This window comes from Candidatus Nanopelagicus limnes, assembly GCF_002287885.2.
GTDB classification, from domain to species: Bacteria; Actinomycetota; Actinomycetes; order Nanopelagicales; family Nanopelagicaceae; genus Nanopelagicus; species Nanopelagicus limnae.
Genome location: NZ_CP016768.2, coordinates 315,288 through 333,354, shown reverse-complemented (window position 1 = coordinate 333,354; position 18,067 = coordinate 315,288). Strand labels below are relative to the sequence as shown.

The 18,067-nt window shown below is 40.3% G+C and carries 14 protein-coding genes and 2 tRNA genes; 11 read left to right on the top strand and 5 right to left on the bottom strand.

Annotated features, from left to right (window positions below; genetic code table 11):
• Positions 1-37: 37 nt before the first annotated feature.
• Both pstA and pstC read right to left on the bottom strand, forming a co-directional pair.
• Entirely contained in the window at positions 38-1,093 is a 1,056-nt protein-coding gene (gene pstA, locus B1s21122_RS01680) for a phosphate ABC transporter permease PstA (protein ID WP_095680943.1), read from the bottom strand.
• Between the two features lie 4 nt (positions 1,094-1,097).
• The gene (gene pstC, locus B1s21122_RS01675; RefSeq protein WP_095680944.1) at positions 1,098-2,066 is read right to left on the bottom strand and encodes a phosphate ABC transporter permease subunit PstC; all 969 of its coding nucleotides are present in this window, start codon (positions 2,064-2,066) and stop codon (positions 1,098-1,100) included.
• A 119-nt stretch (positions 2,067-2,185) separates the two neighbouring features.
• Between pstC and orn the strand changes: the two genes are divergently transcribed.
• Positions 2,186-2,734: an oligoribonuclease gene (gene orn / locus B1s21122_RS01670; RefSeq protein ID WP_095680945.1), complete on the top strand. Its 549-nt coding sequence runs from the start codon at positions 2,186-2,188 to the stop codon at positions 2,732-2,734.
• Between the two features lie 73 nt (positions 2,735-2,807).
• Positions 2,808-2,883 (top strand) — tRNA-His (locus B1s21122_RS01665).
• A gap of 19 nt (positions 2,884-2,902) precedes the next feature.
• On the opposite strand, the gene B1s21122_RS01660 is transcribed toward B1s21122_RS01665, so the two are convergent.
• Positions 2,903-4,141, bottom strand: coding sequence for a Glu/Leu/Phe/Val family dehydrogenase (locus B1s21122_RS01660; protein WP_095680946.1), 1,239 nt, complete (start codon positions 4,139-4,141; stop codon positions 2,903-2,905).
• Positions 4,142-4,257: 116 nt separating this feature from the next.
• Here B1s21122_RS01660 and B1s21122_RS01655 point away from each other — a divergent pair.
• Positions 4,258-4,330 (top strand) — tRNA-Lys (locus B1s21122_RS01655).
• 90 nt (positions 4,331-4,420) lie between these two features.
• Here B1s21122_RS01655 and B1s21122_RS01650 read toward each other — a convergent pair.
• Positions 4,421-5,173 carry an FkbM family methyltransferase gene (locus tag B1s21122_RS01650; protein ID WP_190278576.1) on the bottom strand — a complete coding sequence of 251 codons (753 nt, stop codon included), beginning with the start codon at positions 5,171-5,173 and terminating at the stop codon, positions 4,421-4,423.
• A gap of 161 nt (positions 5,174-5,334) precedes the next feature.
• Here B1s21122_RS01650 and B1s21122_RS01645 point away from each other — a divergent pair, with 161 nt between their 5' ends.
• The 8 genes from B1s21122_RS01645 (at position 5,335) to B1s21122_RS01605 (ending at position 16,483) form a co-directional block, all read left to right on the top strand.
• Positions 5,335-6,456, top strand: a complete 1,122-nt coding sequence (locus tag B1s21122_RS01645; protein ID WP_095680948.1) for a glycosyltransferase — start codon at positions 5,335-5,337, stop codon at positions 6,454-6,456.
• Positions 6,453-7,733, top strand: a complete 1,281-nt coding sequence (locus B1s21122_RS01640; protein ID WP_095680949.1) for an O-antigen ligase family protein — start codon at positions 6,453-6,455, stop codon at positions 7,731-7,733. Before B1s21122_RS01645 ends, B1s21122_RS01640 begins: the two co-directional genes overlap by 4 nt.
• A 115-nt stretch (positions 7,734-7,848) precedes the next feature.
• The gene (locus B1s21122_RS01635; protein ID WP_190278575.1) at positions 7,849-8,463 is read left to right on the top strand and encodes a WecB/TagA/CpsF family glycosyltransferase; all 615 of its coding nucleotides are present in this window, start codon (positions 7,849-7,851) and stop codon (positions 8,461-8,463) included.
• Positions 8,460-9,611 (top strand): glycosyltransferase family 4 protein, encoded by a 1,152-nt coding sequence (locus B1s21122_RS01630; RefSeq protein WP_190278574.1) that lies wholly within the window; start codon positions 8,460-8,462, stop codon positions 9,609-9,611. Before B1s21122_RS01635 ends, B1s21122_RS01630 begins: the two co-directional genes overlap by 4 nt.
• 1,700 nt (positions 9,612-11,311) lie before the next feature.
• Positions 11,312-11,959, top strand: coding sequence for a response regulator (locus B1s21122_RS01620; protein WP_095680953.1), 648 nt, complete (start codon positions 11,312-11,314; stop codon positions 11,957-11,959).
• A complete protein-coding gene (locus B1s21122_RS01615) occupies positions 11,956-13,347 on the top strand; it encodes a hypothetical protein (protein WP_095680954.1) in 1,392 nt (463 codons plus the stop codon). Before B1s21122_RS01620 ends, B1s21122_RS01615 begins: the two co-directional genes overlap by 4 nt.
• Entirely contained in the window at positions 13,344-15,056 is a 1,713-nt protein-coding gene (locus B1s21122_RS01610) for a hypothetical protein (protein WP_095680955.1), read from the top strand. Before B1s21122_RS01615 ends, B1s21122_RS01610 begins: the two co-directional genes overlap by 4 nt.
• Positions 15,053-16,483, top strand: coding sequence for a sugar transferase (locus B1s21122_RS01605; RefSeq protein WP_150131926.1), 1,431 nt, complete (start codon positions 15,053-15,055; stop codon positions 16,481-16,483). The genes B1s21122_RS01610 and B1s21122_RS01605 overlap by 4 nt, the downstream gene beginning before the upstream one ends.
• A 12-nt stretch (positions 16,484-16,495) precedes the next feature.
• Here B1s21122_RS01605 and B1s21122_RS01600 read toward each other — a convergent pair whose 3' ends face one another.
• Positions 16,496-18,019 (bottom strand): tyrosine-protein kinase domain-containing protein, encoded by a 1,524-nt coding sequence (locus B1s21122_RS01600; protein WP_095680956.1) that lies wholly within the window; start codon positions 18,017-18,019, stop codon positions 16,496-16,498.
• Positions 18,020-18,067: the final 48 nt, after the last annotated feature.

Sequence of the window (18,067 nt, the reverse complement as noted above, 5' to 3'; positions counted from 1 at the left end):
ATATTATCCTCTCGATTGCCTGATTCATTTTGATTACTCATTTTCTACTTCCCTTTGCTGCGCCAAAGTATCTAGCTAGAGCAAAAAATATTAGAACTAAAATCATCAATACAAAGACACCAAGCCAGGCTCTACTAATCGCATTCTCACTGCCGATAAGTAGGTTCTTCCAGACATAGTATGGAAAAGCTGACATGTTGCCAGCGGTTGGATTTAAATTAATCGCATCCGCGCCACCAATAGTTAACAACAAAGGCGCAGTCTCACCGACAACTCGTGCAATTCCTAAGATAACTGCAGTAATTAATCCGCTACGGGCTGCTGGAATAACCACCATCGCAACTGTTCGCCATTGGGTAGCACCTAAAGCAAGTCCTGCCTCACGAAGATCTTGCGGGATTAATTTTAAAACCTCCTCTGCTGTTCTTGCCACAGTTGGAATCATCAATACCGTCAAAGCAAATCCGCCAGCAATTCCTGAGTAGGAATTTCCTAATTGAATCATCCAAAATGCAAAGATAAACAAGCCAGCCACAATAGATGGCACACCACTCATTGCCTGCACAAAAAATCTTACTGTTCCAGCAAATCTGCCCTTAACCTCAACAATATATAGCGCGGTCAGGATTCCAATTGGTGTGGCAATTAATGTGGCAAAGATGACGATGTAGGCGGTGCCAATTACTGCGTGTAGTAAGCCACCCTCTGTAAGTGGCATATCAGAAGCTGTCTCTGACATATCTTTAGTAAATATTGAGAGAGAAAAACCAGGAGCGCCTAATCTGATAATTTCATAAAGCACAGAAGCTAGCGCCATGATTACAAATGAGGCTGCGATATAGACCAAGACCGTAGTTGAGGAGTTAACGGCTGCTTTTCGATCTAATCTAATCCAACTCATAACGGTTGCAGTAACAATTGCCATCACAATTAAGGTGAGGGCAAAACCTAACTTGCCCTTAAGGGGTGAGAAGCCAACAATTGCTAAGGTGCTAAGTAATGTAAAAAGTGCGCCAAGTAAATCTGTTACTAAATCCTTTGGGGTTAACTTCCATGGGTGCTCAGGCTTCACATTAAGGGTAGTTTGGCTCATCTTTCTACTCCCTAGCTGTCTTATTAATAATGTAATTAGCTAAGAAGTTAACTAATAAGGTCACCATAAAGAGCACAAAGCCTGCGCCCATTAATGCCTGAAGCTCAACTGGATCTGCCTCACCAAACTTATTAACAATCATGGAGGCAACAGAGCCGCCGGCGCTTAGCAAAACTTCAATTCTTATGTCATAAACTAAATTCAAAACTGTGTAAACGGCAACTGTTTCACCTAATGCTCTTCCCAATCCCAACATCGCTCCACCAATAACGCCGCCTCTGCCATACGGGAATACAACCGCTTTAATCATCGACCACTTAGTAGCACCGAGAGCGTAAGCTGCTTGAATTCGCTCCAATGGTGTTTGGGCAAATACCTCGCGTGATACGGCAGTAACAATTGGAATAATCATGATGGCAAGAACTAGTCCTGCAATAAAAGGTGATCTGGTAAAGACTGGCGCTGGCATATCAAAAAATGGAATGAAGCCAAAGTACTTATGAATTAACTTTGCCCAGTACTCAGCATGGGGCATTAAAACAAAGTATCCCCATAAACCATAAACAATTGATGGAATTGCTGCCATTACATCAACGACCACCACCATTGGTTTTTTAATCCACTCCGGTGCGTAATAAGAAAGGAACAACGCGGTACCAACTGCAACTGGTACGCCCATAATCATCGCCAAAATTCCAGTAACAATAGTTCCGTATAGCATCGCGCCAATTCCATAAGAGGCCGCTTGGCCTTCCTCTGGAATTGCATCCACCCAATCAAAGCCAGTAAGAAATGAAAGACCGGCAGCACGCATCGCTTCAAAACCATTAAAGACTAAAAAGAATCCAATTAAGCCAAGAAGTAAGCCGGCAATTAATCCACCGCTAGTTACAACACCTCGAAAAACCTTGTCGGTAAAACGCGGCTTGGTGGTGATTACCCTTGGGGCTGGAATGGTTTTTTTCTCTTGCATGCTCAGGCTCACGTGGCAATCCTGCTATTTACCCCACTTATTTATGGGGCTATCGGGTAAAACTAAGGTGAACTAACGGTGAACTATTTGGCCAGATCAACCCAATAGGCTAATCACCTATGAGCCAAGATCTGCCACACCTAATCTGGGTCGATTGTGAGATGACCGGGCTAGATATCAATAAAGATGCCTTGGTTGAGATCGCTGTTTTAGTAACTGATGCCCAACTTAATGTGTTGGGTGAAGGTGTTGATTTAGTAATCAAATGTGAGCAATCCAAGTTAGATGGCATGGATGATTTTGTTAAAAACATGCACACCAGCTCTGGCCTGATTACGCAGATCCCAAATGGCACCACACTTGCAGCGGCGGATGATGCGATTATTACCTACTTAAAAAAGTACGCACCAAGTGAGGGCAAATCCCCATTGGCTGGAAACTCTGTCTATGTTGATCGCGCCTTTATTGCCAGAGATCTACCAAAGTTAAATGCCTACCTGCATTATCGAACTATTGATGTTTCAACCATCAAAGAGTTAGCAAGAAGGTGGCATCCAAAAACCTACTTTGCAGCCCCTGCCAAAGATGGCAACCATCGGGCGTTAGGTGATATCAGGGATTCCATTGCAGAGCTTGATTACTACCGCAGCGCAATCTTTATTCCCTAATAAGATATGCGTAAATAATGGTTGAAAAAAGGTTAAGGAATTTTGCCGTATCATTAGCCAAGCAATAAACATGGTGGGCGTAGCTCAGCTGGTAGAGCACCCGGTTGTGGTCCGGGATGTCGCGGGTTCGAGCCCCGTCGCTCACCCCACATTATTAATTGAAAGCTTTTAAACTAAAGATCCTCTAACACTAAAGGCCTCTGCTACTCGGGCAACAGAAACAATAAAGGCTGCAGAGCGTAGATCAGTCTTATACTTTTTAGCGGTCTCATTTACATTTACAAAAGCAGTTTGCATTCTCACATCAAGCTCAGCTCGAAACTTCTCTTTTGGCCAGGAAAATTGTTGAATATTTTGGGTCCACTCAAAGTAGGAGCCCATCACACCACCACTATTTGCCAAGATATCAGGCACGATCACAATCTTATTTGCCCGCAGCTTCTTATCGGCACTGGTCATAATTGGCTGGTTAGCACCTTCGACAATAAATGCTGCCTTTATCTTGTCCACATTAGAGTCATTAATTACATTACCTAAGGCTGCTGGAATTAAAACATCACACTCAATCTCAAGTACTTCAGCTGAGCCAATCCGGTTATCACTTTTCACATCCGCCAAACTCTTCACATCAAAGATCGCTTTAATATCAATGCCTTTTTTATCCACTATGCCACCAGACATATCAGAGAGTGCTATTACCTTCATGCCAAGCTCTTGGCAGACAAGGGCTGCATACCTGCCAACATTTCCAAAGCCTTGAATTGCAACGGTGGCACCTTCTACCTTTTTATTATTTTGTTGCAAGGTGGCTGCAGTTATTTGGGCAACACCACGGCCTGTTGCCTCCTCCCTACCAGGTGCTCCAAATAAACCAACTGGTTTACCGGTAACACAAGCAGGTTGAAATCCTTCGATTCTATGAAACTCATCCATTAGCCAAGCCATAGTTTGCGCATCTGTTCCTAAATCAGGGGCAGGAATATCTCGGTTTGGTCCTAAAACATTTATCAAGGTTCTAGTCCACCTTCTGATTACCTCCTCTTTTTCAAGAGGTGTTAACTTTGTTGAATCAACTGCTACTCCACCTTTGCCGCCACCAAATGGCACATCAATAAGTGCGGTCTTCCAAGTCATTAAGGAAGCAAGCGCTCTAACCTCATCAATATCAACATCTTGGTGAAATCTAATTCCACCTTTTCTTGGTCCTCTTGCACTTGAGTGCTGCACACGGTAACCAGTTAAAACTTCAATGCCACTATCTCGATGTAGTGGAATAGATATTGTTACCTCGCGCTCACAAGCGCTAATTGCATCTACTAAACCTTTTTTTAAATTTAAGACCGAACCGGCTTGGGCGACTAACTCATTAACCTCAGCAAAGGCAGAAACACCTGACGTCGTTGTCATAGACCTAATCTAAATGATTAACCTGAAAAAACCTTAATCGGGCAGGCGAAGTAGTCATTAAATGAGAGTAACCCCACCATTAAAGTGCTGATAGGGTCGGCCAGTAGCAAAGAGCCGGGTTGTTAGCTCAGTTGGTAGAGCAGGTGACTCTTAATCACCGGGTCGGGGGTTCGAGTCCCTCACAACCCACTTTTAAATGATTTCGGGTTCAAGCCTAGACAAATATATCTAAATGTTGGTCATATCTAACTTAAAATCAGTTCCAGCTCTCAGGAAAAACTACATAGGTACGGCTACTAGGTTATAGCCTTTATTCGTTCGCTTTTTCAAATAAGCCAGAGTGTCAATTGAGTTTATTTCTAATGAACCTGAGCGTTGAAGAAAATATATTTTGTACGCCTTTGTGGACAAAAGCCATTTTGTTGTTAAACACTCCAGATCTCTCCCATGATCTTCATAGATTATACGGACGCGGCTCCTAATTGAATTGGGAATTTGGTTAATGCAAGATATCTCTGCTCCTTCAACATCAAGTTTGAGTAAGATATTTTGATTATTCTTAATCGCTGGCTCAAATACATTCAAAAGTTGAATTAATGGAACTTGAAAGATTTCCATACTAGAAGAATTTTCTTGATAAATTGAAGCACCGACATGCATGCCTGGGCTCAGGTCAAGATAAAGACTTGTTGTTGAATCTCCTTGACTCAGATCTCCAACAGCGCCTTCCAGTGCAAATTCTGGGATATTGTTTAGTCTCAAATTTTCAATTAAAAGTTGAAAGACTCTTGGGTTTGGCTCGATGGCCACAAAAGTCTTTACATTAAGTTCCTTCGATACAAATAAAGACCAATATCCAATATTTGCGCCACAGTCCACAAAGAAATCGTCAGCTGAGCACTCATTTCTTAGCCAAGTTTCTAATTCTAATTCATACTTGAAATGTTTAGATATTAACTGTGACCAGTATGGATCATTTTTTTCAAATTTAATTGCGAAATTTGATACTGATACAACACGTTCACCTGTCATTTTCCGAACCATTAACGAACAAAATCTATAGTACAGGCGAAAGTTGATTAGGCTTAGAAGGAAGCCAGCTGCCTTTATACAGTTCTCTTTCATAGGCCTATGTCCCCTAAGCGTTAATCGAGACTCTACCCTACATTTTATTTTATCTGATATGGTGAAACATGTCGCCAAGGCCTTCAATCTTTGCTCGCCTGAAATCTGAAAATGGGACCTTAATTTCCTACTATGCTCGCCCAGGAAGTTTCACAACAGGTGGCGTGAGTTCAACTAATGCTGATTGGATGAAAGTTTTTTCTGATTACGGAATACCAAATTTGATATCAGCTTACATGCAGAACGGGCTAAATCCACTTGGGGACATTGGATCCAAGGTGCCTATAAGACATTTTCTTAATCACAGGGTTTTCTCAATTCCTATTGAATTCCAATTTTTGAAAAAAAAGAGTTCACTAGTTTATCTGCATGAAGGGTGGACATTATCCAATTTTGTAGTTGCAGCATATTGTTTTATCCACAATATTCCTTATGCATTGATGCCGCATGGCGTCTACGAACCGCAAATTGTAAAGACATTAAAATGGCTTAAGTTACGTATTTTTCTTGAAAAATTTGTAATTAAGAATGCCTATTTTGTTCACTTATACTTTGAAGGTGAAGCGAAATATGTTTCCGAGATATGCAAGTCAGCAAAAATAGCAATCGCACCCACCGGAATAGATGTGACCAGTCAGTTGAATAAAAGCTGGGTGGGAGATGGGGATTATTTCTTATATGCCGGTCGCATTGATCTCAATTTCAAGGGTTTAGACTTACTAGTAACTTGTTGGAAACTAGCAGGCAGAAGTGAGAAGTTACTGCTAGCTGGTCCAGATTACAATGGTGGCGTTATTGAGCTGCAAAATCTTTTGCGTAAATTGGGGCTAGAAGAGGAAGTTGTACTACTCGGAAATTTGAACTCTACTGAGTTGTACCGACTTATGAAGCACGCCCGAGGCTTCTTGCATATTTCTCGATGGGAAAGTTACGGGCGAAGCCCAATAGATGCGATTTTGATGGGTGTACCAACACTTATATCAACACAAATGCAGATTGGGCGTGTAGTGCAAATTTCGAATATGGCCTACGTAACAAGCTTGTCAGTGGAAGATGTTATCGAGGGCATCAATTACATTGGGGAGTTGACACCACAGCAACATAACACTCGATACATTTCCAATTATCAAGAGTTTTCAAAATTTCTAAATTGGGAACGGATAATGAACTCTTTGGATAATCAATCATGACAAAAGAGGTGTTAAATGAAGATATTCATTCGCAGAGATTCACTGTTACTTCAGAAAATTTAATAATTCTAGCTGTGTCTCTTTCGCTGTTTGGTGGTAGATGGATTTCATATATAGGGTTTCCAAATTATAATTTATTTTTAGTCGATTTATTCTATTTCTTTGGGCTGCTTGGGATAGTGATATTTCAGAAAAAAAGTTTTAATTCGAAAAATACCATCCTTATAACATTCATACTGACGCTTTTTATTTCTTTTCAGATATTCAGAAACTTGAACTTGCCCCTGATCACGCGCCTTCGCGATTTAGTTCCCTTCTTATACCTAATAGCAACGCCTGTAATCATTAGGAAATTCCCAGAAACTGCTTGGATCCGAACAATAAAAGTTGCGCGTTATGCCACTTTATTCGGCGCAATTTGGACTGATCTAGTTTTGCTTGGAATTTTGAAAGAATTTTCTGCTCTCCAGCAATTTTCAGGAGTGCCGATTTTCAGTGCACGGTGGGATCACTCAGGAATCTCTCTCTGCATTGGATTACTTCTTTGGGGCTCATTTCCGAGAGCCAAATTGAGAGACAATACACTTGTTAGGTTATTTCTGCTGTCAAGCATACTTCTGCAGTACAGTCGAGCAAGTTATGTCGGTCTTTTTTTTGTTCTGTTGTCAATCTATTTTGTTGCAAAATCAAGAAAGAAAATTGACCCTTTTCAAAAAACAAGTTTTCTGAACGCATGCTTAGCTCTATCCATCGTTGCAATTCCTATTTTAACTCTTGTAGCTCCCATGTTGCCTCAGAAGAGCGCTCTGAGTCGAATCGGAATAGAAAACTTATTCTCGCCAGGTAAATTGATACAGGACACCAGGAATTCAGGAACTGCAAATGCGAGAATTGAGTCGCAAAAATTGCTCACTGGATGGATATACCAAAATCAGTTGGAATTTCTTGGCGCTGGGCCCGGTAGAGAAATGGTTCTAGAATCCAAAGCATATGTTTTTTTATCAGGTGCGCGAGATGTTAGGTCTCCTCACTCTTGGTTCTATGGAAACTTTGGGCGATTCGGATACCTAGGCCTCATTATGTGGCATTTGATCTGCTTTTCATACATCCGTGCTCAAAGAGCTCGACTACAAGTATTCGATTTCCCAGCCAATATACTAATCGTTATATACATTATTGCTTTGTTCGGTGTTGTAATGGAATCACCCTTTGGGATATTACCATTCAGCTTCTTTCTAGGCGGAGGCAAGTTATTGGATTTATCAAAAGATGACTAACGTCAAAGTAATCAAAATTCTAAGCATTTCGCAAACTTCGGTTCAGTCAAGAATGGGTGTACTGAGTTCAAACGAAAGCAAAGTTGTCCATTTGCTAAATACCTACAATTTAGCATTGGCAAATAGTAATAGTCACTATTTCAGTTTACTAGCAAAGTCTGATTATAATTTTGTTGATGGAAAGCTGTTGCAGGTCTCATTAAGTAAATTGCTTCGAATCAATATTTTTCAAATTCGAGGCATTGATCTTATGAAATCAATTCTCTCCACTTCGCCAAATGGAATTGTTCATTTGTTTATATGCCCAAATAATGACAATTCTTTTCAACTAAAGAAAGTAATTGATCAATTTTATCCACGTTTAGAGTGTGATTTTTTAGTACCACCGTTTTCTGACGATATCGAAGTTTTGAACAACGAGATATTAAACAAAATGAGCTCCCGAAAATTTGATTACATTTGGGTTGGGGTAGGGACTCCAAAGCAAGATTTCTTAGCCCAAGAGTTGTATAACACCAAAAAAGGCGCATATATAATCTGTGTCGGCGCAGCTTTAGATTTTCTAGCTGGAACAAAAAAAGAGGCTCCCGAAGTCATTCAAAAAATGGGCTTGGAATGGCTATTCCGATTCAGTCAAGAACCTCGGAGACTTTTCAAGCGCTATTTTATCAAGTCCTGGGGCTTCCTTTTGATAATTCTACGAAAAAAAATTGTGATCGAGACGCAATGAAAATAGTTATTGTGCATCATTTCTACAAGAATGGCGCTGCTAGTGGAGAAAACACTGTCGTTGAGGCCCATGTGAGAGCTCTTAGAAAACACGGCCATACTGTTACCTTGATTGGAAGATATTCCAATCAAACTTTGAACAGTAGGCTTGAAAAGCTGAAAGTAGGATTCACTTGGGCTTTCAATATGGGCCAAAGCCCGTGGAGGCAAATTAAAGAATTTGAACCTGACATAATCCTCATCCATAATTTGTATCCAGGTTTCAGCTCAAGATGGATAAGAAAAAAGGAAATCCCACGAATTTACTGGCTACACAATTATCGTTTTTTTTGTCTCGCTTCAACTTTTATTTTTCAGAATCAAGAATGCTTAATCTGCGCTCAAAGTGTTTCATATAAGTCACTAATTAGAAAATGCGCCGATGGGTCTATTCTTAAAACCGTTTCCACGTATTTAAGATTAAAAATGAATCGAGATCTTCCAGAAAGAAGTGAGCTTGATCATTGGGTTGCTCTGTCACCAAAAGCGAGAAATCTATTTTTACAGACATCTCTTAAATCAAAGAGTATGAGTATAATTCCAAATTTTGTTGATTCCAATGATGTCATGCCCACATTCCTCTCAGATAAATGGGTATTTGTTGGAAGGCTCACAGCAGAAAAGGGAATTCTTGCTCTGGCAAAGAATGTCCCGGACTCAATTCAGCTAGACATTTATGGAGATGGTCCAGCTAGAGCTCAACTCGAAGTTATCTGTGCAAACAAAACAAATCTTAATTTAAAAGGGGATCTGGATCGCGAAACATTATTGGATTTACTTCCAAATTATACTGGAGGATTTGTTCCCAGCTTTGGAGTTGAAGGGATACCAACTACATTCCTTGAATATTCCGCAGCAGGTTTACCAATAATTGGCTGGGAAGTGAACTCAACCTCTGATTTTATTGATGAATACGAATGTGGGATCACATTGAAGAATTTTAGGATGGAGGCAATTGCTGACGCAGTTAGCATGATTGCCCGCAATAGAGCTCAGTTCTCAAAGAATTCAATAAGCATGTGGAAATCAGAATTCTCCGAAAGTAAGTGGATTCAACAAGTGAATGATCTTTTTGACTCGGTAATAAATAATAGAAATCTAGAGCATTGAAACACTTTATTAGCCGCAAGAATTTTGCATTGCTAGTTGAGCAAGCATTATTTTCGCTCTTTAACTTTTTGATTGTAGTAAATATATACAGTGATATTTCTATACTTCAGGTCGCCTCCATAGGCGTTAACATCACAGCGCTTTATGCCGCTATCTCCATATCTCGAAATATGATCTCAGGGGAGTTTACTCAAAGCAAGTTTCCTATAGATGACATCAAGCTCGAACGCATTTTGAAAGTCGTCTGTGTGAGAACACTGGCTGCGTCTCCATTTGTAATAATTGTGATCCTATTATCGTGCTTCTTCACAAGAACTGATACGGAAACTACTAGGCATTTGGTAATTATTTCAGTAGAAGTTATTTTGGTGGATAATTTCAGGCAAATCCAGATTCTTTACCAGAGACTCCAATTTATGAGCGTAAATCTTTTTTTATCCATTTTATTGACTTACTTAATGTTAGTTTCATTGAATCTAGAAGATGAATCAGCCCTAAATTTCTGGCTTTACTCGCTTTTTTTCTATTTACTAATTCTCTTTCTAAGGTACTACAAGATTTTAGGCAGGTATAATCAAGAAGATTTGGGCAAATTTCAATTTGTTTCAAGAAAATCCATTACGGTCGAATCATTGTCAAATCATTTACTTTTCTACTTTTATAATTTAGTTTTATTCCAGTTCAATCCGCTTCTGTCTGGAGAGATTAGACTATTCACTGCTTGGATTGTTAATTCTGCGAGTTCGCTTTACATTACTCTAAACAATTATTATACAATAAAGTTGGTGAATAAGCAGTCGACCGAAAAGGAACAAAGAAGTATTAACTTTTTGGCTTTTTTTTCTTTAGCCGTGAGCTGTTTTATTTTTTCAGTTTTTTACTCGTTTATTACACTCAATAATATCAAATTTGATACTTGGTTAATTTTAGGAACATGTATTTCAAGTGTTACTTTTTTTATTCATTCCAGAATTGCAGTTCTTAACTTGCACGCGATGCCGTTTAGTAAATTCCTAAGATTACGAACGCTTACGTGGGTTATAACATTGGGGATTCAGTTGATTGGAACATACTTTTTTGGAGAGTTGGGTTTTATCATAAGTTCTCTCTTCTCCTGTGTTTATGTCATCAACTGTTATGATCGCGCTCTTAGTAGTTCGACCTTAGTTAAAAGGATTTCAAACTAAATTAAGTTCAAAGTTTTGGGTAATATCTATCTTCAGAAAATATTACAGTCTTGTTGAAGTAACAAAACCCGACATATATATCTTGTGTTTAAAGGATTAAATTGCGATTTCTTAGATTTGCTTCTGAGTTTCGGCGAGTAACGCAAAAGTTGTATCTTAGATAACCATTGAAATTAGTTTTAGTCCCAAATTTTGGAACTCTGATTTGATTCCAGTAGGAGGTATATCGTGATTCTCATTTTTTTGGCTTGATGTTTTTGTAGTTGCAGTCAGTGTTGAATTTGAGAAGTGGTTTTTAGTCCAATTCAGCCATGGGCATAAAGTTCATCCACTTTTTTGATTTACAAGTTGCTATCTAATACACTAACTTCTGCTTGCTCAGATTCTGCTGAAGGGCGTGAGAAGTTTCTTGAATGGATTGATGATCTGATTCAAAATCAGTAAAAACCGATAGCAAGCACATATTTTCTGCTTTCCAGCGCCTAAACTTAAGACCTAGCCAATTGGAGAGTCATGTCTACTGGATTTAAGGCCCGTGTACTTGTGGCTGAGGATGAGGAGTTCACGCTTAATCTTCTGCGCGAGGTACTAACCAGTGCTGATTTCCAAGTTGAGGCTGTAACAAATGTGGCAGATGCGATTGCCAAAATAGGTAGCTTTGATCCACATGCAGTAATCACGGATTTAAACTTTGGTATTACCGGACCAAGTGGAGCAGATCTTTTGAACTACATCGAAAAAGAGCACCCGTGGGTTGGCAAGGTGGTCTTAACCTCACACGCCTCACCCGCGCTGGCTGTTCCAAATGGGATGGCACTACCTGCTGGCGTAACCTACTTAGTTAAGTCAGCGCTTGGATCAATCTCAGATCTAGTTACAGCAGTTGAAAACTCCATCTCTAATCTTGCCTTTGAATCTGTTAAGCCTGTTGTGGAAAATGACCGAATACTTATTAGCGCTACGCAGGGTGAGATTTTACTGATGCTATCTGAAGGATATACAAACTCTGCTATTGCAAAAAAACGTGGGACGTCTCTGCGTGCTGCAGAAACTCTGGTGCAACGAACCTTTGCCAGCATGGGTATAAAAAATGATGAGGATTTTAATCCACGTGTTTTAGCGGTAAGAATGTGGCAACAAGGAAAAGTTGTAATTAAGTGAAATTTGCCCTGCAAAGATTTCGCTACGCCGCAACTGGACGTTGGGCGGTATCAATTCGCACATACACTCCCATTGTTATGCCGTTTGGCTTTCTAACCTCTATTGAACGTGAACAATCATTTAACAGAACTTCGATTACTGAGGCGGTAGTCATTGCAGTTGGTGGTGAACTAGTTTGCGCTTTGTATATATTCATAATGCAGACAGTGTTGTTAGGAAATCGCTACCAGCGGCTTCAACCACTTTGGCGCTGCCTTATTGTTTGGTTTGGCGCCGGTTTTGTTCGAGGCTTTTTTACAGCATGTAATGCAAACTGGAACTTTGGCTACGAATTTGATTTCTTAAACCGCATATTCCCATCAATGACCTATACCGGCTTGGCTATGGCCCTAGTAGCATTTTTCTTTGGCTCCATTGAGCGAAAGCGAATTGAGATAAAGGCTTTAAACTCCCTAGATCAGATCTTACAAACTGATCAAGAAAACCTCATTGAGGCTGAGGAGCGACAAAAAGTTGTTGCCCAGCAGGTCTTTCAAAACCAAATCCTGCCCCAGATAAATTCTCTACAAGATGGCATAAATGAATTACTTAAAGACCCACAAAATCAAACGGATTCAAGGAGCCTTAAAACTCTCTATGAACAGAGCGTGGCGGTAGCAAACTCACTTCAATCTCAAAAAGGAAATCTTAAAAATCAGCAACTCGTAAATCCCCGACCAGATAAAGATCAAGATTCTTACTCTTACTGGAGTGCGCTATTACCAAGAACCTTATCTGTTCGTATAACCTTTATAACTCTGCTCTTAGGAAGTTTTTCAGGTCAGTATTCACGTAATGGCATTGAGGGAGTTAAAGCTGGATTTGTAGGCGCTGTGATTGTCACAGCTTATATTTTCCCACTTGCACAGATAGTAAAAAGGAATATGCGTTTTAAATCAGCTGCCTACTTCTTTGCATATATGGGTGCATTTGTTTTGCAGGCGGTTTATAACGTAATTCAACCTAAACTTCTCTTAGTACTAGATAACCCTTACGCACCCTGGTACTCAGCGATTAAAACAACTTATGGCCTATACATTGCCTCGGTTATCGCAACTATGTTGGTTCTTGTGCAGGGAAGCTTTAAAAACTTAATTGAATCTGGCGCTCAATTGGAGAAAAACGTTGAGCTTTTACACTTGCAAAATCTTGAATTGGAGCAATCAATTACTGAGAGTCAATTTGGAACTTTGCAAGGCAAAATATCTGGCGTGAGTATGGCTCTACACTTGATGGGTACGATGGAATCAATTGACCAAAAACGAAAAACTGAACTGCTTTCAGACGCTAGTGAGTTACTTAAAGAAAGTTTGAACGCTTTAAAGATTATGAAGGAGGTGAAGCCATGAACAGGCTGCCCTCAAATTTTTACGCTGCAGGCTTATTTAAAATACAGCCAAAACAATTACTAACCTCATCAGTTTTTTGGTGGTTTTTACCGATTTCAGTTCTGCTGCCAATATTCTTTGGTCAATACAATGTTGATAGTTTAAGGGATATCTCAACCTGGTTGCTGATTGGAATCATCGCCCATTTTGCTATGTTTCCTTTTGTAATCTATGGCAGGAGTGGAAAAACTTTTACTGAGCAGGTAATTCTTATTTTTATGATGGGCATAGTTCGTGGAATTTTGATTTCAATTCTGCCGCCAATCTTTGACATGCAAGATGAACAATCATTCCTAGCCCGTGTGACAAATTCAGCAGTTGCTGTGTTTTACTGGAATATGATTGGTTCGATTATTCTTGAGCACGGGTCAAAATTTCGTAGCAGAGTAAAAGAAATTCTTAATGAAATTTTAGAAAAGCAACTACTGGGAACTCCATCTGCTGCCAAGGAATCATCACATGAATTAACTAGAATTATTGGAATACTGCAGGAAAAAATCGTTGCTTTGGTGGGAAGCTCCCCCGGCAGAGAAGATATCGTTAAAGCATCAGATGACATCGATGCTTTGATTAATCAACATATCAGGCCCTTATCTAAATCGCGTTGGCGCGATGGACAGCTAACTTGGGTGCGTGCTGGAATATTCTCAGTAATTCGCTCTTGCCTAGATAGCAACAGAATTCCAGTAGTTACCGTAATTATTTTCTCTATACCATTTTCAATTATCACCCAAACCAATCGTATTGGTTTGCTCGGCACTCTAATTATTCAATCCTTTTGGGTTTTTTTGACTCTGGTCATTAACTGGTTGGTATATCGAAAAAATCCTGTAAGTAAACTAACCAAGTATAATTTAGCATTCTTAGCCGGCGTAGTTTTTATCGCTTATCCAGTTACTTATATCTTCCAATCTAAAATTCCAATGGCATCACCTGAATCTCTTGAATCAATTGTGCAGGGTTATATCGTAAGCATGATTACACAAGTATCACTCTACATAATTGCCACTTTCGTAATTAGCCTTCGGGAGGGTCAAGATTTTGCTTTTGATTACCTTAAGGAGATTATCAATCGTGGTGAGTTGGCAAATCTTGTTGATAGAACTCGTTCTGATAATTCAGATGCGCAGTTTGCGCAGTATCTTCATGCCGAGGTTCAATCACAGTTGATTGCCTGCAAACTCCTACTATTAAAAGCCGCTGAAAGTAACTTTGATTTGTTTCCCCCTGAGGTTACCCAGCAAATTCTTGAGCGAATGGAAAAAATCTCTCACCCATATGTGCCTGCCATGATAAAAACTCCGGCAGCACAAGTTAGTGAGTTATCTACCTCTTGGGCAGGGATGGCAAAAATAAGTTATGAGTTGCCAGTAGATCTTGAGAGTATGAAGGAATATAGCCAGATTGTTTCCCAGTTGATTACTGAGGGTGTAGTCAACTCAATTCGTCACGGGGGCGCTAATGAGATCTCTATTTCTGCAACATTTAGCGGGAAGGATTTGCAGGTGAATATTATGGATAATGGACACCTTGAGAGTGATACAAATTCACGGGGTTTAGGTTCAATTCTATTTAATACATTTGCTAAAAGCTGGTCTCTGTCTCGGGTGGATAATAAAACAGTTCTACTCTTTGTAATCGATACAAATCAAAAGGGAGCTCAATTATGAAGAAGCCATTGATTCAGCGAGTAAAGGAAAATGCCAACCCGCAACAGGTTGTGATTTTGGCTTTGATGTTAATTCCCGATGCAATAGCGATAGCGTTCTCGGCGATTACCGCCTATAACTTTAGGTTTCCAGATGCTCAGGACTCCATTGATGGCGTTCCAGCGATTGCACAGTTTGAGTACCGTGGAATTTTAAGCCTCTTAATTATTGCCTGGGTTGGCACATTAATTGCAACTGGTACCTACCGATTCAATCACGCAACCCTTGTGGTCTTTAACCTGCGAATGATTATTAAACGATCCTTCACCTTCTTTTTCTTCCTAGGTTTCATCTCCTTTATATTAAAGGCTTCCTTTTCTCGATCCCTCTTCCTAGTAATGCTAGGAAGTGGATTGATCTATTTATTTATTGTTCGCATCATGATTTATTGGTTAGCGCTGCGCCCCATGATCATGAAAAAGAAGGTCACCTCCAAGATGATGATTGTTGGCAGGCAGAAGAAGGATCTAGAAGCTCACAGTGATTGGTTAATTAAAAACCGCTCACTTGGCTTCACAATTTCAGCTCGCTTAGTCTGCCCAGAAATAACCTTAAAGTGGGTGGAGGATTTTGATCGCCTGCTGCGCCATAACAAAATTACTGAAGTTCTGCTTTTGCCTGGAATGGAATCTGATCCAAACTTCTCTAAATTTATTCATTACTGTGAGGATTTAGATATTCATGTTAACTGGATTCCACTAGATTCAGGAAACCTTGGCTACTGGCTTATCCCCTCCCCGCAAGAAGGTATTCCATTTTTAACCTTTGAAAAATCTGAGATCTCACTCATCTCTAGAGCAATTAAGCGCACCTTTGACTTAGTCTTTGCCGTTGTGATTTTGATTCTCTTAAGTCCACTCTTCCTAGTCATTTCTATTGCAGTGCTGATCACAAGCGGTCGACCTATTTTTTACTCACAAAAGCGCATTGGTTTAAATGGTAAGTCCTTTAAGTTTTATAAGTTTCGCTCCATGATTAAGGGTGCGGATAAGAAGCTTGCCGAGGTTGAGAATGTGCATGGCTCATCTCATGTGTTGTTTAAGAACCCGGTGGATCCCCGTATTACCCCGGTAGGACGTATCTTGCGTAAGTACTCATTAGATGAACTTCCACAGTTTTTAAATGTACTAAACAACTCTATGTCTGTGGTTGGACCACGTCCTGCTCTACCAAGTGAGGTAAGTGTTTATAGTTCAATTTATGAGAGGCGCTTAATCGCAAAGCCAGGCATTACTGGGCCTTGGCAGATTTCTGGCAGATCTGATCTGGATCTACGCACTAGCGTTGCTCTTGATTTAAATTATTTAATTAACTGGAGCTTTACCAGAGATCTTTGGATCATTATCGCCACAGTTGGAGCGGTATTTAAAGGTAAGGGCGCTTACTAAAGGGGCTTGAGATTACTTCTTGCTGCGAGATTGACGTAGTAACTCTGCTTTAAATCGCTTGCCCTTAATGTGTTCAAGGCTTTCTTCAAGATCAAGGCGAGCTAAATCCTGCGCACTTGGTGCGTAGTTCTGAGCATCAGCGCGATTGGCGTATGGACGGTAGTGAGCGCCGTAATAACGTGGGTATCCGTAACGATAGCCGTACTCATACTCAAGGGAAGCTTCAGGAATCTTATTTAATACAACTCCTAGAATTGTGGAACCAACAGCAGTCATAGCATCTCGTGAGCCAATGAAGTGAGGCTTCTTAGTAACACCTGCATGGATAACCAGTACAGCGCCATCTGCCTTTGCTGCCACAATCGCCGCGTCCGTCACAGGAAGTAATGGTGGGCAATCAATAATTACATACTCATACTGCTTACGTAACATCTTGATAAGTTCATCAAATTTTGCAGAGCCTAGTAACTCTGATGGATTTGGTGGAACCTTTCCTGACAAAAGTACATTAAGGCCAGAATCATTTTTGCGAATTAATTTCTTAAGCATTACTGATGTCATCTTCTTTTGGCCGCTGATTAACTCACTTAACCCCTCAGCCATATTTGAAAACTCTAAGTACACCGGAATCTTTGGACGGCGAAGATCAGCTTCAACCAGAATCGTTTTAGCCCCAGCTTGGGCGAGTGAGATAGCTAAGTTTATTGCACTAGTTGACTTACCCTCACCTGGAAGAGCTGAGGTGAAAACAATTACTTGTGGGTGAGCATCTGGGCTTAAGAATTGTAAATTGGTACGCAAAGTACGAAATGCTTCTGTACGTGCTGCGTAGCGTCCAATTTGGGTAACCAATGGCTTCTCATCAGCCAAGATATCAAAACCGATTGCAGCAAGTAATGGAGTTCCTTGTAGGTCATCTTCATTCTTAATTGTGTTATCTAGAAGTCTGCGAAGGGAAGCTAAACCAATTCCAAGACCAAAGCCAAGAAGTAATCCAAGAGCTAGATTGATTGCTTTCTTAGGTGAGGCAGGTGAGCTGGCAGGTACGGCATTTAAAACTGTTGAAACCTTAACTGGTGAATCACTTCCAATTCCTTGTAACTCTAATTTAGCAACTGTTACACCAAACTGCTTAGCAACAGCGTTTGCAATATCTGCTGCCCGTTGTGGATCAGTATCGGTAACGGTTAAGACAATTAAAACTGTATCAAGAGGGGCCGAAGCTGAAACCATCGCACTTAACTCTTCTGGGGTGATTGAAAGATTTAACTTCTTAACAACAGGGGCGAGAGTTAGGGGTGAGTTAATAATCTGCGCGTATGACTTCACTCGTTGCTGTGAGAAAGAGGAGCCAGTAGCAAGTGCTGAGATATCAACTGTTGAGGCAGGAGTTGAAACAAATATTTGAGACTTTGCTTGATAAGTAGGTGTGGTTGTAAATGTGATTGCAATTGCTGCAACAAAACCAACGAGAGTGCAAAGTGAAATTATTAAACGATTTTGAATGATCAGGCGCCAGTACTGCAATAGCTCCATCTCATCACCTCAGTTTCAGATTAGAAAACTCCGTTTAACTTCTGGCTT

Bases quoted from the DNA above. Each gene is read 5' to 3' on its own strand.
- pstA (WP_095680943.1), bottom strand. From the start codon at position 1,093: ATGAGCCAAACTACCCTTAATGTGAAGCCTGAGCACCCATGGAAGTTA.
- pstC (WP_095680944.1), bottom strand. From the start codon at position 2,066: ATGCAAGAGAAAAAAACCATTCCAGCCCCAAGGGTAATCACCACCAAG.
- orn (WP_095680945.1), top strand. From the start codon at position 2,186: ATGAGCCAAGATCTGCCACACCTAATCTGGGTCGATTGTGAGATGACC.
- B1s21122_RS01660 (WP_095680946.1), bottom strand. From the start codon at position 4,141: ATGACAACGACGTCAGGTGTTTCTGCCTTTGCTGAGGTTAATGAGTTA.
- B1s21122_RS01650 (WP_190278576.1), bottom strand. From the start codon at position 5,173: ATGACAGGTGAACGTGTTGTATCAGTATCAAATTTCGCAATTAAATTT.
- B1s21122_RS01645 (WP_095680948.1), top strand. From the start codon at position 5,335: ATGTCGCCAAGGCCTTCAATCTTTGCTCGCCTGAAATCTGAAAATGGG.
- B1s21122_RS01640 (WP_095680949.1), top strand. From the start codon at position 6,453: ATGACAAAAGAGGTGTTAAATGAAGATATTCATTCGCAGAGATTCACT.
- B1s21122_RS01630 (WP_190278574.1), top strand. From the start codon at position 8,460: ATGAAAATAGTTATTGTGCATCATTTCTACAAGAATGGCGCTGCTAGT.
- B1s21122_RS01620 (WP_095680953.1), top strand. From the start codon at position 11,312: ATGTCTACTGGATTTAAGGCCCGTGTACTTGTGGCTGAGGATGAGGAG.
- B1s21122_RS01610 (WP_095680955.1), top strand. From the start codon at position 13,344: ATGAACAGGCTGCCCTCAAATTTTTACGCTGCAGGCTTATTTAAAATA.
- B1s21122_RS01605 (WP_150131926.1), top strand. From the start codon at position 15,053: ATGAAGAAGCCATTGATTCAGCGAGTAAAGGAAAATGCCAACCCGCAA.
- B1s21122_RS01600 (WP_095680956.1), bottom strand. From the start codon at position 18,019: ATGGAGCTATTGCAGTACTGGCGCCTGATCATTCAAAATCGTTTAATA.